The organism is Catenulispora rubra (assembly GCF_015356825.1).
Classification (GTDB): Bacteria; Actinomycetota; Actinomycetes; order Streptomycetales; family Catenulisporaceae; genus Catenulispora; species Catenulispora rubra.
Window position 1 is genome coordinate 1 of the sequence record NZ_JAACYW010000320.1, and the last position, 12614, is coordinate 12614.

Sequence of the window (12614 nt, forward strand, 5' to 3'; positions counted from 1 at the left end):
GGTTCTCGGGGGAGGGCAGGTTCTGATCGGCAAGGGTGAACAGGTGGATGCGCTCGGCCGGTTCCAGGCGGAGGGCGCCGGCCAGCGCGTCGAGGATCTGCGGCGAGGGGCGTGGGCCTCGGGCCTGTTCGAGGCGGACGTAGTAGTCCAGCGACATGTTCGCCAGGTCGGCGACCTCTTCGCGGCGCAGGCCCGGGGTGCGGCGCTGAGGTGAGGTGACCGTGGAGGGGGCGTGAAGGTGCTCCCGGCGGTCGCGCAGGAAGCGCGCCAGCTCGTCCCTGGCCATCGCCGCTCACCTCCATTTCCAACTGCCGGCTGCCCGCAGCCCGCGACACTGCGAGCGTCACTCGCTGGTACTAATTGTCCCTGGCTGCTCCCTCGAAGGCGAGTGAGCCTGGAGCCATGACTCAATTGATCGCACTGGTCACCGGCGCCAGCCAGGGGATCGGCAAGGAAATCGCCCGCCAGCTGGCCGAGGCCGGCCTCACTGTCCACGTCGGCTCCCGGACGGCGGACCGCGCCCAAGAAGCGGCAGCGGACATCGGCGCGAACGCCCGGCCGCTGGTCGTGGACGTCACCGATGCGGCGAGCGTCGCTGCGGCGGCGAAGCAGATCGAAGCCCTCGACATCCTGGTCAACAACGCCGGCGTCTCCCCGGCCGAGGGCCGTCCCGCGCAGGACGAGAACGCCGACACCTTCCGTGCCGTCTTCGACACGAACGTCTTCGGCGTGGTCACCGTGACCAACGCCTTCCTGCCCGCGCTGCGCCGCTCCGCGCGTCCCCGGATCGTCAACATCTCCAGCGGCACCGGCTCGCTGGCCCTGGCGACCGGGGAGATGGCGAAGTACCAAGGCGCTTATGCCTCCTACCGGGCTTCGAAGACTGCGCTCAATGCCCTGACCGTGCTTTACGCGCAGAGCCTGGCCAGCGATGGCATCAAGGTCAACTCCCTGGCGCCGGGACTGCGGCGCACCGGCCTCAACGCTGCGGCGGCGAACGGAGGGGATCCCTCCGAGGCTGCCGCCGCAGCCGTCCGGCTCGCGCTATCCGCGGACGACACTGTCACAGGGACCTTCATCAACTGGGACGACACCGCTCTGCCCTGGTAGGCGATACCTCCTAACCCGTTCACCGCGCCTCGGCGACGAGCTCCTCGCTCGCCGAGGCGTCGCTGTCCGAGGACTGCGACTGCGTTTGCGCCTCCGGCTGCGACCGCCGCGAGCCCGGCAGGAGAATAGCCACGAACACGATGGCCATCACCACCGCGCCGGCCCACATCGCCTGCTGCCAACCGCTCACGAACGACTCGCGCGCGGCCACGGTCACTGCGTGTGCCTGCGGCCCGGCCTCGTGCGCGGCGGCGAGGGCGTTCGCGACGCCCTGACGAGCGGTGTCGGCGACCTGGGCCGGGACCGCGTGGAGCCGCGAGCCGATGGCGCTCCGGTAGCCGGTGGTGACCAACGCGCCGAGCAGCGCGACGCCGAGCGCTGTCCCGAACTCCCGGGTCACGTCGTTCAGCGCCGAGCCGACGCCCTGCTTGTCGCGCGGCAGCGAGCTCGTGATGGCCTCGGTCGCAGGCGTCATCGTCAGGCCCATGCCGAGCCCCATCGCGAGCATGCCGGGCAGGATCGACAGGTAGCCGCCGCCGACGGAGACCAGCGCGGCCATGAGCACCAGCCCGCCGCTGCTCAACAGGATGCCGACGGCCATCGTCGCGCGACTCCCGATGCGCTGCGCCAGCCGCGGGGCCAAGCCGGACGCGGCCATCATGAGCACCGCCATCGGCATCAGGGCCAGCGTGGACTCCAGGCCCGACCAGCCGAGCACGGCCTGGAAGAACGGAAACAGGACCACGAAGATCCCCGCCTGCACCCCGAAGACGGCCAGCAGCGACACCGAACCGCCGGCCAGCCCGCGCTGGCGGAACAGGCGGACGTCGAGCAGGGGAGCCGCGCTGCGCCGTTCCCAGAGCACGAACACGACCCCGGCGACCACCCCGACCACCGCGCTCAACAGCGTCGCGGGCGCGGTCCAGCCGCCGGCCGGGCCCTCGTGCAGGAAGTAGACGAGCCCGACCACCGCGACCAGTGAGGCCAGGGCGCCGACCAGGTCGAAGCGGTGCGTCGGCAGCTCACGGGAGTTCGGCACGGACCGCAGCGTCATCGCGCCGGCCACCACGACGAGCGCGACCGGCAGCACGAACAGCCACCGCCAGCTGGCCAGGTCGACGAGGGCGGCGGACAGGAACATCCCGAGGATGCCGCCGCCTCCGGCCACGCCGGTCCACACGCCGATCGCCTTGGCGCGCTCGCCCTCGGGGAACGTCGAGGTGATGACCGCGAGCGTGACCGGCATGATCATCGCCGCGCCGACGCCGCTCAGGAAGCGGGCTCCGAGCATGACCTCCGGCGAGCCGGCCAGACCGGCCGCCGCGCTGGCCACGCCGAACGTGAGCAGGCCCGCCAGCAGCATCGGCTTGCGGCCCCGGCGGTCGCCGAGCGCGCCGAGCGGCAGCAGCAGGGCGGCCAGGGTGATGGTGTAGATGTTGATGATCCACAGGACCTCGGTCTGCGAGGCACCGAACGAGGCGGACAGCTCCGGCTGCGCGACGCCCAGGCCGGACACCGAGGCGATGACCGCCATGAGCGCGATGCAGACGGCGGCCAGGATCGTGCAGCGCTGCCGCGGGTCTTGAACGGCCGTATCGAGGCCGGAGGTCTGGGAGGACCGGTTGGTCGGCATGAGGATTCCCTTCGCGAGCGGTACGCCGTCAGAGTGCGGACCGTGTCGCCGAAACGCAAACCTTCTTGCCGAATGGCAAAATGGAGGTCATGGAGGAACACCACGATCACCATGAGCACCATGAGCACCGTGAGCACCCCGGGACTCTCGAGAATCCCGAGGGTGCCGAGGATTACGACGACATCGACCGCACGCTGGACGCCGTCGGACCGAGGCTGAAACGCCTCCGCCAGCGCAGCGACGTCACCCTCACGGACCTGGCGAAGCAGACCGGCATCTCGGCCAGCACCCTGTCCCGCCTCGAAGCCGGCCTGCGCCGGCCGACGCTGGAGCAGCTGCTACCGCTGGCCCGCGCGCACGGCGTCACGCTCGACGAGCTCGTCGACGCGCCGCCGACCGGCGACCCCCGCCTCAACCTGCGGCCCATCTCCTGCGGCGACGGCTCGGTCATCCTGCCGCTGACCCGCAGGCCCGGCGGGATCCAGGCGTACAAGTTCGTGCTGCCGACCGGCCGGGACGACGACGCCCCGGACCTGCGCACCCACGAGGGGTTCGACTGGGTCTACGTGCTGAACGGGACGCTCCGGCTGGTGCTCGGGGAGCACGACCTGCTGCTCAAGCCCGGGGAGGTCGCGGAGTTCGACACCCGGACCCCGCACTGGTTCGGAGCCACCGCGGCCGGGCCCGTCGAATACTTGAGCCTCGTCGGCCGCCAGGGCGAGCGCGCTCATATCCGGGCGGTGAGCCGGTAGTTCGCGAGCCGACAATTCGCGAGCCGGAAGCCCGTGAGCCGAAGCCTGTTGTTCGCGAGCCGGGAGCCTCTGAGCCGGTAGTCAGTGCACTGGTAGCCAGCTCGCCTGTAACCCGGCGCACTGGTAGTCCCTGCGCCGGTCATCGGCGGCCTGCCTGCTCAGGGTCAGGGCTTGCGCGCGACCCCGCAGTAGTACCAGATCCGCTCGGACCCCTCCGGCGGCTCGCCCTCCGGCCGCCACCAGGGCAGGTGCGCGACGCCGGGCTCGGCCAGCTCCAGACCGTCGAAGAACCCTTCCACCGCCGCCTTCGGCCGCAGCACGATCGGCGCCGTGGCCTTGTCGTACGCCGCCGCGGCCGCCCGGGCCCGCTCGGAGTCGAAGTCGTCGGTGACGTGCGAGATCGCGAGGTAGCTGCCGGAGGGCAGCGCCGTCAGCAGCCGGTCGAGGATCCCGCGCGGGTCCTCGGCGTCCGTCACGAAGTGCAGGACGGCCACCAGCATCAGCGCGACCGGCCGGTCGAAGTCGAGCGCGGCGCGCACCTCGGGGTGGTTCAGGATCTCCTCGGGGCGGCGCAGGTCGGCCTGGACGATCGTGGTCGGCGCCAGATCCGGCCGGACCAGCAGCGCCCGCGAGTGCGCCAGCACGATCGGGTCGTTGTCGACGCACACCACGTGCGAGCCCGGCGCCACGGCGTGCGCGACCTCGCCGGTCCCGCCGGGCCCCGGGATACCGGTGCCGATGTCCAGGAACTGCCGGATCCCCGCGGCGGCCAGGAACCGCACCGCACGCCCCAGGAACTCGCGGTTCGCCTGCGCCATCGCGAACGCCTCGGGATAGAACTCCAGGACCTTCCCCGCGGCGGCCCGGTCGACCGGATAGTTGTCCTTGCCCCTGAGGAAGTAGTTGTACATACGCGCCGGATGGGCGATCGAGGTGTCCACCTCGGGCGGCGCCCACCCCCGGCTCACGGGGCTCACGACATTGTGCTGCGGCAGTTCCGACACCGGCCGGCCCCTTCGATCTCGACGCCGGCGGTGAGCCGGACCGCGGTTCGCTGGCACATCGTACTCTGACGTCGAACGCTCAGAATCCGATGGCCTCGCGCAGGAGCAGCACGGTGCCGCGGCCCGGGATCAGCTCTCTGTTGAGCACGAGCATGCGGCTCACGGCGCTGGGCGATCCGTACGCCTGCATGGTGCGCGCGCTCTCCAGCGGCAGACAGTGTTCCTCGACCCGGCGCAGCGCCGTGGCCAGGTCGGGCACCACCTTCTGCGCCCCGACGATCCAGATCGCGTGCGCGGCGCCGCCTGCGCTGGCCGGCAGCTGGCTGCCGGTGCCCGAGGCCAGGACCAGCGAGCCGGTCTCGGTGACCGCGGCGACGCTGTTCACGACGTAGTCGGGAGTGGCGCTCATCCTGCGGATCACGTCCGCCTCGGTGGCGCGGTCGGCGGCCAGCACGCGCGGCCGGACGGCGTCGTATCGGTCGCCGCCGTTGATGTCGTCGTCGATGCCGGACTGCCGCAGAGTCTCGCTGGCACCGGTGAAGACGGTGGCCTGCTCGGGTATCAGTTCCCGGATACGGACACGGGCGGCGGCGACATCGTCGAGCACTTCGACGACGAAGCCGTGGTCGCGCAGCGCAGCGGCGGTCCGGTCCAGTTGGTCCGGGCTCGCCGGGGTGGCGAACGACTCGTTCATGGCGGTCTCCTGTCTTCGGGTCTCACCATTCCGACAAGACAGCCACGTGGAATGTCAGGTGTGTCGACCTCACATTTCGCGGCGCTGTCTTGTCGTCATAGACAGAGACACGGACACGACCGAGGAGGTGGGGGGGACCATGACCACGCGATCCGAGCTGGGCCATGGCGGACTCGATCCCGCTGTCAGCGCGATCATGGGCGAGCGGCGCTCGCTGATCAACATCGGCTACCGGCTCCTCGGCTCCCTCGCCGACGCGGAGGACGTCGTGCAGGAGGCGTACGCCCGCTGGTACGCGATGTCCGCGCAGGAGCAGCAGGAGATCGCGTCGCCCGGCGCCTGGCTGACCACGGTCGCCAGCCGCATCTGCCTGAACCTGCTGGCGTCGGCCCGGGCCCGGCGGGAAACGTATGTCGGCGAGTGGATCCCGGAGCCGCTGCCCGAGCCCACGGAGTGGGGCGCCGGGTCCAGGGCCGTCGAAGGCGACCCGGCCGACCGGGTCACCTTCGACGAGTCGGTGACGATGGCCTTCCTGGTCGTCCTTGACGCGATGACGCCTGCCGAACGCGTCGCCTTCGTCCTGCACGACGTGTACCGCTACCCCTTCAGCGAGGTCGCCGAAGTCATCGGCCGCAGCCCGGCCGCCTGTCGCCAACTGGCCTCGTCCGCACGCCGCCGCATCCGCACCGCGCGGCGGCCGGCCGGCCCGAGTGCGGAGCAGGCTGCGATCGTGCGGGACTTCAAGGCCGCCTGGGCAACCCAGGACATCGACGCACTGATCGGCCTGCTCGATCCCGATGCCACAGCGACCGCCGACGGCGGCGGGTTCGTCCCCACGCATCCGGAGCCCATCGTCGGCGGTGTGGAGATCGCCCACGCCTACGCCAAGCTCGCGTACGCGGTGGCGGACCGCGCGATGTTCGTCGAGTACTCGGTCAACGGGCTGCCCGGACTGGTCGCGCGGCAGGACGGTCGCACGCTGAGCGTGTTCGCGTTCGAGGTCGTGGACGGACGGATCCGGCACATCTGGGCGGTGGCGAACCCCGAGAAGATCCGTCCCTGGCAGGCCGGCTGACCACGCGCCAGCCGATCAGCTCAGTCGAGCGGACCAGCAGAGCGGATCAGGCCATTCGCGGGCGAGCAGCAGCTCGCGCAGGAGCGCCGTCCGCCCGCGCCCCAGAATCACCTCGCTGTCGATGTTCGCCCAGTCGATCTGCCATCAGACATCAGGCCCCGTCGTCGTCGTCGCCGGCGCCCACGACTACGAGTTCGTCGATGTGATCGGCGGACAGCCCCATGGCCCGCCGGGCCCGCATCCGCTCGGTGGCGAGCATTTCGCCGTCCGGCTCGTCGTACAAGTCGTCCGCGGTGATCTCGGCCAGACTGCCGAACAGCACGACCAGGCCGCGCGTCGCCCACGCTGCGGCTTCGCGGTGGTGCCCATGCAGGTTGAGGACCTCGACCACGAAGACGAACATGTGCAGGTCGTCCGAGCGCAGCTTGCGCGCCGCCTCGACGACGGCCAGCGCCTCCTCGTCCCGTTCCTGCTCCAACAGGAACCCGGCGAAGTAGGCGTGCGCGCTCCCCGCGACGAAGCCGCCATCGTCGATCGCAGCCCGGAACAGCCCCTCGGCGGTGGCCGCGTCCCCCGCCATCGCGTAGTACTCGGCGGCCTCGGCGTAGTTCTGGGCCCTCGATTCAGGATCCTCATCCCCGTCGCTACGCAGCGCCTTCGCGATCGCGAGGTAATCCTCAGGGCTGCGCGGCGAGGAGAACCGGTCGCCGGAGACCGGCTTCGGGGTACGGCGGGATTTGCGGCGGGCCATGCGCCCAAGATACTGCCGCGCAGGTCCGTCGCCGGGCCGGAACGGGCCATCCGTCCCGTTTCCCGTTCCGAAGATCACCAGCGGCCCAGAGCAAATGCCGTGACCAGCAAAAAGGCGCCCCCGGACCGGGGACGCCGCAAACATGTTCGTAGGGCGCGTGGGACTCGAACCCACAACCCACGGGTTAAAAGCCCGCTACTCTGCCAATTGAGCTAGCGCCCCACACACGTCCTGCCGTGTGTCGCGTACCAGGGTAGCGGGTCTGTCGTCGTTAGCAGAACCGGTTACGGGTTCGCTCACGGCTCGCTCGCCGACCGGACGCGCGCGGGTACCCGCTAATCATTTTGGCTCCCGGGCTGATCGTGCTCTATGCTTCAAATCGTCCCCGACGGACGGATGGACGTTGAGGGCAGACCAGCCCCCATCGTCTAGAGGCCTAGGACGCCGCCCTTTCAAGGCGGTAACACGGGTTCGAATCCCGTTGGGGGTACGCGGCACCAGTAGGGCCCGGAAGCGGTTATGAACCGGGGCGGTAATCCGATATGCTCTAGCGGGCGGTCGGGGAACCGGCCGAACTGGTGAAGCAAAGCAAGACAAGTACATACCAAGGTCCCGTGGAGCAGCTAGGAGTGCTCGCCACCCTGTCAAGGTGGAGGCCGCGGGTTCAAATCCCGTCGGGACCGCAGACGAGAAGCCGCCGCAAGGCGGCTTTTCTGCGTTCCGCCCGCGGTGGGCGACCACCTGAGCGGCCCTGCGCTGCTGGCCTCCGGCGTGCCGGAACCCGATGATCGGCTCAGCCGTTCACCGTTCGAACTGCCTGCGTGAGGGGAAACGGGGAGACATGCGCTTCATCCTGAACATCATCTGGCTGGTGCTGTGCGGCTTCTGGATGGCTGTGGGCTACGTGGTGGCCGGGATCATCTGCTGCGTGCTGATCATCACCATCCCCTGGGGCCTGGCCTCGTTCCGCATCGCGCACTACGCCCTGTGGCCCTTCGGCCGCACCATCGTCGCCAAGCCCACCGCCGGCGCCATGTCGTTCATCGGGAACGTCATCTGGTTCGTCGTCGCGGGCCTGTGGCTGGCCATCGGTCATGCGATCACCGGCGTCCTGCTCTGCTTGACCGTCATCGGCATCCCGCTGGGCATCGCGAACTTCAAGCTGATCCCGGTCTCCCTGGCGCCGCTCGGCAAGGAGATCGTCACCACGCAGCAGGCCGACTACCGGTACGGATACCGCTGACCCCGGAGAGGCCGGACCGGTCCGCCGAACTCGGTGGGAGGCACCCCCCGCCATCCGGTATGCTGTTCGAGGTGTCCGGGAGACCGGGCGCTTTCGCGGTAGGGCCAGGTAGCTCAGTTGGTACGAGCGTCCGACTGAAAATCGGAAGGTCGGCGGTTCGACCCCGCCCCTGGCCACCTCGGAGAACGACTGCAGAACCCCGTCGGGTGACCGGCGGGGTTCTTTCGTTTCCGGCTTCCACCGGAGAGGAAAGTGAGTACCGTTGGCGGGCGACACTCGACCGAACAGGGGGAACGCGATGCGGCGCGCGATGGTCGTGACGGTGTCCAACCGTGCGGCGCAGGGCGTGTACGCCGACACCACGGGCCCGATCATCGTGGAGCGGCTGACCGAGCTCGGGTTCGCGGCCGCGGGCCCCGAGGTGGTGCCCGACGGGGCGCCGGTGGAGGCCGCGCTGCGGCGGATGCTCTCGCTCGGGTACGACGCGATCGTCACCACCGGCGGGACCGGGATCTCCCCGACGGATCAGACCCCGGAGATGACGCGGCGGGTGCTCGACTACGAGGTGCCGGGGATCGCCGAGGCGATCCGCGCCGAGGGGCTGCCGAAGGTGCCGACCGCGGCCTTGTCGCGGGGCACGGCCGGGGTCGCCGGGAACACGCTCATCGTCAACCTGCCCGGCTCGCCCGGCGGCGTGCGCGACGGCATGGCCGTGCTCGGACGGATCCTCGGGCACGCGCTCGACCAGCTGCACGGGGGCGACCACTGAACCGGCCCGCCGGGTGGGGCGCGGCCTGGCCGGCTGTGCTGGGCGACGGACCGGTGCGGCTGCGACCGCTGGCGCTGTCCGACGCCCCGGCCTGGCGCGAGCTCAAGGAGCGGAACCGGGCCTGGCTGACTCGCTGGGAGGCCACGGTGCCGCCCGGCGACACCAGCGGGCGGATCACCTTCCGGCAGATGGTGCGACGGCTGCGCACCGAGGCGCTGGCCGGCCGGATGCTGCCGTTCGCCATCGACTACGCCGAGCCCCCGGACCCGAGCGACCTGTTGGACGCCGAGTTCGCCGACAATGAGCTGTCCGGACACTCCCGCCGCGGACGCCGCCCCGCAGGCAAACCGGCCGCACTGGCCGCACCGGCCGCGCACCGCCTCGTCGGTCAGCTCACCGTCTCCAGCATCACCTGGGGCTCGCTGCGCTCGGCCAACATCGGCTACTGGGTCGACGAGACCGTCGCCGGCCGCGGCATCACCCCGACCGCCGTCGCCCTGGCCGTCGACCACTGCTTCCGGGCCGCTGGCATGCACCGGATCGAGGTCTGCATCCGGCCGGAGAACGCGGCGAGCCTGCGCGTGGTCCACAAGCTCGGTTTCCGCTCCGAGGGACTGCGCCGCGCGTATCTGCACATCGACGGCGGCTGGCGCGACCACGAGGCGTTCGCGCTCACCGCCGAGGAGGTGCCCGACGGGCTGCTGGCCCGCTGGCACGTCACTCTTTCGAGCACCGGGACTACTCCGGCAGGGTGACAAATGGTGTGGACCGTGCTTGATGGGGGAACAGCGGACACCCTAGACTGATCAACTGGCCCCATCTGTCACAACAGTCTCGTCACAACCTCAACGACACGCCGACAGAATGCGCCTTGATGATCGTCGGCCCCTCTACTGTGCTGTGTTGTGAGCAGTAGCGGCCTCATCTACGCGGGAATCGTCGGCGCCTGGGCCGTGTACCTCGTCCCAGTGTGGCTGCGCAGAGAAGAGCAGCTCAACGAGGCGCGCGAGAAGGCGCGATACGCCGCTGCCATCCGCACCCTCGGCCGCAGCGAACGCTTCGAGAAGAAGGTGCTCGCCGAGGAGTCACTGGCGGCCACCGGCACCGACGGGGCTCCCGGTCCGCGCGCCGGAGACGGAAGCACGCCGGAGAAGCCCGCGCCGCGCAAGACCGCTGTCCTGCCGACACCGGCCTCGGTCGAGAGCGTCAAGCAGAAGCCCGCGCTCAAGCCGAAGCCGGCCGCGGCCGCGCAGCCCCGCAAGGGCGTCACCGCGCGCCTGCCGCACCACCAGCAACCGGCCGCGAAGGTCGCCAAGGTCGCGAAGCCCGCCGCCAAGCCGTCCCCGGCGGCGACGGCTGCGACAGCCGCTCGGCGCCGCGGCGTGCTCCTGATGCGCCGCCGCCGCGTGGTCGCCGCGCTGTTCACACTGGCGACCCTGGGCGCCGTCGTGAGCACCTTCCTCGGCCTGGACTACATCTGGGCCATGCTGGCCCCGGCCGCGCTGTTCTCCGGCTACGTGGTCTACATCCGCCGGGACGAGAAGCAGCGTGCCCGCGAGCGCTTCCGCCGCCGCCAGGCCGCCCTGGTCGCCGAACGGCGCCGGGAGCGGCAGCGCCAGGCCGAGCAGCGGACGTCCGCGCCGGCGGCCTCGCCGGCCCCCGTCGACGCGGTGGTGCGCGAACCGGAATCCACGGTGTGGCGCCCCGCGCAGTCTCCGCACGAGTACAGGCGGGCAGCGAACGGCTAGCGCTGGGAAACGGGTTTCAGAACGGGTCGGCCGATGTGATAGATTTCAGACTCGTTGAAGGGCCTGTGGCGCAGTCTGGTAGCGCACCTCGTTCGCATCGAGGGGGTCAGGAGTTCAAATCTCCTCAGGTCCACACCAACGCATTAGGGCCTTCCAGAGAGATCTGGAAGGCCCTAATGCGTTTCCCTGCGCTACTGCATATGACTGCATGCCCGGACCAGTGCGTTTGTCCCGGGAGTCGTCCGGCTAGATCTGCTCCATGTTCGGACACCTACGTTTCGTGGCGGCCTGCGCAGCCGTCGCCGGATTGCTGGCGGTCTCCGCCACGACAGCGACAGCAGCCGGCGCCGCGGGACCGGCAACGCATGATCCCGGTCCCGGTCTCCAGCAGGAGCTGGAAGCGCTGGTGCATGAGCCCGGCGGGCCGCCCGGGGTGATCGTGACCTTCAAGAGTCACGGTGTCACGAGCGTCTACCGCGCAGGGGTCGCTGACCTCACAACAGGACGGCCTCCCGAGCCATACGACGCCATGCGAATCGCCAGCGTCTCCAAGGCCTACAGCGGTGCCGTGGCGTTGATGCTGGCCGGGTGGGGAGTGCTCGGGCTCGACGACACCATCGCACGCTGGCTTCCGACCCTGCCGGCCGCCTGGGGCCAGGTCACGCTCCGCGAGCTGTTGCAGCACACCAGCGGGCTCCCGGACTACTCGGCGGAGCCGGCCTTCCACGAAGTCCTCATCGCCGATCCCCATCACGTGTTCGCGCCGAACGAGTTACTGTCCTTCGCAGCATCACAACCGCTGCGGTTCGCACCTGGCACGCGATATCAGTACTCCAACTCCGACAACATCGCGGTCGCACTCATGACCGCGGCCGCGACCGGTCGGAAGTACGAGCAGCTGCTGAACGATCTGCTCTATGTACGCCTCGGGCTCTACAGAACGAGCCTTCCAAAGGGCTACAAGATGCCGCCCTACTACATGCACGGCTATGGGGTCCGGGACGGCCTGCTGAAGGACGTGAGCACGGAGTTCAGCGCATCGGCCTCCTGGGCGTCCGGAGGCATCGTGTCGACACCGCGAGAGCTGAACGCCTTCATCGCGGCCTACGCAGGTCCCCGGCTGCTGTCAGAGCGCACACGCCAGGCGCAGCTGACGTTCATCGCCGGCGGCTCCGAACCGCCAGGGCCTGGCACGAACGCGGCCGGGCTCGGGATCTTCCGGTACTCGACCCGGTGCGGCGTCGTCTACGGACACACCGGCAACACCTCGGGGTACACGCAGTTCGCCGCGGCCTCGCCGGACGGCACGCACTCGATGACGTTCTCGGTGAACGCGCAGATCACGCCGAGCAGCGATCAGACGCTCTTCGACCGGATGCGGAAGGTCGAGGAGGACGCGGTCTGCGCGCTACTCAGCCATTGACGGCACGCCAAAACGACTCAGGCCCCGAACCAACGGTTCGGGGCCTGAGTTCCAAATTTAGTTCGGCCGCGTCCTACTCTCCCACCAGGTCCCCCTGGCAGTACCATCGGCGCTGGCGGGCTTAGCTTCCGGGTTCGGAATGGGACCGGGCGTTTCCCCACCGCTATGGCGGCCGTAACACAACGAGACAACCAGCCGACAAACACCCACGAGGGGCATGTCGAGGCCAGTAGGGGTCTCAGATCTAAACAGTGGATGCGAGCAGCAAAGAAACTCTCGAGCTGAAAGAATCAGCTTTGTGGTCAAGCCCTCGGCCTATTAGTACCGGTCCGCTACACCCCTCACGGAGCTTCCACGCCCGGCCTATCAACCCGGTGGTCTACCGGGAGCCTTACCCCATCAAGTGGGTGGG

At 69.7% G+C, this 12614-nt stretch carries 13 protein-coding genes, 5 tRNA genes and 2 rRNA genes; 12 read left to right on the forward strand and 8 right to left on the reverse strand.

Features of this window, described 5'->3' with window-relative positions; genetic code table 11:
* Positions 1-286 (reverse strand): helix-turn-helix domain-containing protein (locus tag GWK61_RS46310; RefSeq protein WP_194919250.1); only part of this gene is annotated, 286 nt, incomplete at its 3' end.
* 116 nt (positions 287-402) lie between these two features.
* On the opposite strand from GWK61_RS46310, the gene GWK61_RS46315 reads away from it, so the two are divergent.
* Complete coding sequence (locus GWK61_RS46315) at positions 403-1110, forward strand: SDR family NAD(P)-dependent oxidoreductase (protein WP_194919252.1); 708 nt, start codon at positions 403-405, stop codon at positions 1108-1110.
* 19 nt (positions 1111-1129) lie between these two features.
* On the opposite strand, the gene GWK61_RS46320 is transcribed toward GWK61_RS46315, so the two are convergent.
* Positions 1130-2743 (reverse strand): MFS transporter, encoded by a 1614-nt coding sequence (locus GWK61_RS46320; RefSeq protein ID WP_194919254.1) that lies wholly within the window; start codon positions 2741-2743, stop codon positions 1130-1132.
* 89 nt (positions 2744-2832) lie between these two features.
* On the opposite strand from GWK61_RS46320, the gene GWK61_RS46325 reads away from it, so the two are divergent.
* A complete protein-coding gene (locus GWK61_RS46325) occupies positions 2833-3495 on the forward strand; it encodes a helix-turn-helix domain-containing protein (protein ID WP_228564073.1) in 663 nt (220 codons plus the stop codon).
* Between the two features lie 164 nt (positions 3496-3659).
* On the opposite strand, the gene GWK61_RS46330 is transcribed toward GWK61_RS46325, so the two are convergent.
* The gene (locus GWK61_RS46330; protein WP_323748064.1) at positions 3660-4472 is read right to left on the reverse strand and encodes an SAM-dependent methyltransferase; all 813 of its coding nucleotides are present in this window, start codon (positions 4470-4472) and stop codon (positions 3660-3662) included.
* Positions 4473-4578: 106 nt separating this feature from the next.
* Positions 4579-5193, reverse strand: coding sequence for an LUD domain-containing protein (locus tag GWK61_RS46335; protein WP_194919256.1), 615 nt, complete (start codon positions 5191-5193; stop codon positions 4579-4581).
* A 139-nt stretch (positions 5194-5332) separates the two neighbouring features.
* Between GWK61_RS46335 and sigJ the strand changes: the two genes are divergently transcribed.
* The gene (gene sigJ, locus GWK61_RS46340) at positions 5333-6268 is read left to right on the forward strand and encodes an RNA polymerase sigma factor SigJ (protein ID WP_194919258.1); all 936 of its coding nucleotides are present in this window, start codon (positions 5333-5335) and stop codon (positions 6266-6268) included.
* A gap of 151 nt (positions 6269-6419) precedes the next feature.
* Here the strand turns inward: sigJ and GWK61_RS46345 are convergent, their stop codons facing one another.
* Positions 6420-7019, reverse strand: a complete 600-nt coding sequence (locus tag GWK61_RS46345) for a hypothetical protein (RefSeq protein WP_194919260.1) — start codon at positions 7017-7019, stop codon at positions 6420-6422.
* A 149-nt stretch (positions 7020-7168) separates the two neighbouring features.
* A tRNA-Lys gene (locus GWK61_RS46350) sits at positions 7169-7241 on the reverse strand.
* Between the two features lie 195 nt (positions 7242-7436).
* Between GWK61_RS46350 and GWK61_RS46355 the strand changes: the two genes are divergently transcribed.
* The 9 genes from GWK61_RS46355 (at position 7437) to GWK61_RS46395 (ending at position 12202) form a co-directional block, all read left to right on the forward strand.
* Positions 7437-7509 (forward strand) — tRNA-Glu (locus tag GWK61_RS46355).
* A 118-nt stretch (positions 7510-7627) separates the two neighbouring features.
* Positions 7628-7702, forward strand: a tRNA-Asp gene (locus tag GWK61_RS46360).
* A gap of 158 nt (positions 7703-7860) precedes the next feature.
* Positions 7861-8262 (forward strand): YccF domain-containing protein, encoded by a 402-nt coding sequence (locus GWK61_RS46365; RefSeq protein WP_194919261.1) that lies wholly within the window; start codon positions 7861-7863, stop codon positions 8260-8262.
* A gap of 102 nt (positions 8263-8364) precedes the next feature.
* Positions 8365-8438 (forward strand) — tRNA-Phe (locus tag GWK61_RS46370).
* A 122-nt stretch (positions 8439-8560) separates the two neighbouring features.
* A complete protein-coding gene (locus GWK61_RS46375) occupies positions 8561-9031 on the forward strand; it encodes a MogA/MoaB family molybdenum cofactor biosynthesis protein (RefSeq protein WP_194919263.1) in 471 nt (156 codons plus the stop codon).
* Positions 9032-9066: 35 nt separating this feature from the next.
* Positions 9067-9786: a GNAT family N-acetyltransferase gene (locus tag GWK61_RS46380; RefSeq protein WP_323748065.1), complete on the forward strand. Its 720-nt coding sequence runs from the start codon at positions 9067-9069 to the stop codon at positions 9784-9786.
* A gap of 150 nt (positions 9787-9936) precedes the next feature.
* Entirely contained in the window at positions 9937-10779 is an 843-nt protein-coding gene (locus tag GWK61_RS46385) for a SepX/GlpR family protein (RefSeq protein ID WP_194919265.1), read from the forward strand.
* Positions 10780-10838: 59 nt separating this feature from the next.
* Positions 10839-10912: transfer RNA gene (locus tag GWK61_RS46390), tRNA-Ala, on the forward strand.
* Positions 10913-11038: 126 nt separating this feature from the next.
* The gene (locus tag GWK61_RS46395; protein WP_194919267.1) at positions 11039-12202 is read left to right on the forward strand and encodes a serine hydrolase domain-containing protein; all 1164 of its coding nucleotides are present in this window, start codon (positions 11039-11041) and stop codon (positions 12200-12202) included.
* A gap of 60 nt (positions 12203-12262) precedes the next feature.
* Here the strand turns inward: GWK61_RS46395 and rrf are convergent.
* A 5S ribosomal RNA gene (gene rrf, locus GWK61_RS46400) occupies positions 12263-12379 on the reverse strand.
* A 121-nt stretch (positions 12380-12500) separates the two neighbouring features.
* Positions 12501-12614 (reverse strand): 23S ribosomal RNA (locus tag GWK61_RS46405); the annotation flags it as partial.

Excerpts from the sequence above, each read along its gene's own strand:
- GWK61_RS46315 (WP_194919252.1), top strand. The coding sequence starts at position 403 with ATGACTCAATTGATCGCACTGGTCACCGGCGCCAGCCAGGGGATCGGC.
- GWK61_RS46320 (WP_194919254.1), bottom strand. The coding sequence starts at position 2,743 with ATGCCGACCAACCGGTCCTCCCAGACCTCCGGCCTCGATACGGCCGTT.
- GWK61_RS46325 (WP_228564073.1), top strand. The coding sequence starts at position 2,833 with ATGGAGGAACACCACGATCACCATGAGCACCATGAGCACCGTGAGCAC.
- GWK61_RS46335 (WP_194919256.1), bottom strand. The coding sequence starts at position 5,193 with ATGAACGAGTCGTTCGCCACCCCGGCGAGCCCGGACCAACTGGACCGG.
- sigJ (WP_194919258.1), top strand. The coding sequence starts at position 5,333 with ATGACCACGCGATCCGAGCTGGGCCATGGCGGACTCGATCCCGCTGTC.
- GWK61_RS46345 (WP_194919260.1), bottom strand. The coding sequence starts at position 7,019 with ATGGCCCGCCGCAAATCCCGCCGTACCCCGAAGCCGGTCTCCGGCGAC.
- GWK61_RS46365 (WP_194919261.1), top strand. The coding sequence starts at position 7,861 with ATGCGCTTCATCCTGAACATCATCTGGCTGGTGCTGTGCGGCTTCTGG.
- GWK61_RS46375 (WP_194919263.1), top strand. The coding sequence starts at position 8,561 with ATGCGGCGCGCGATGGTCGTGACGGTGTCCAACCGTGCGGCGCAGGGC.
- GWK61_RS46395 (WP_194919267.1), top strand. The coding sequence starts at position 11,039 with ATGTTCGGACACCTACGTTTCGTGGCGGCCTGCGCAGCCGTCGCCGGA.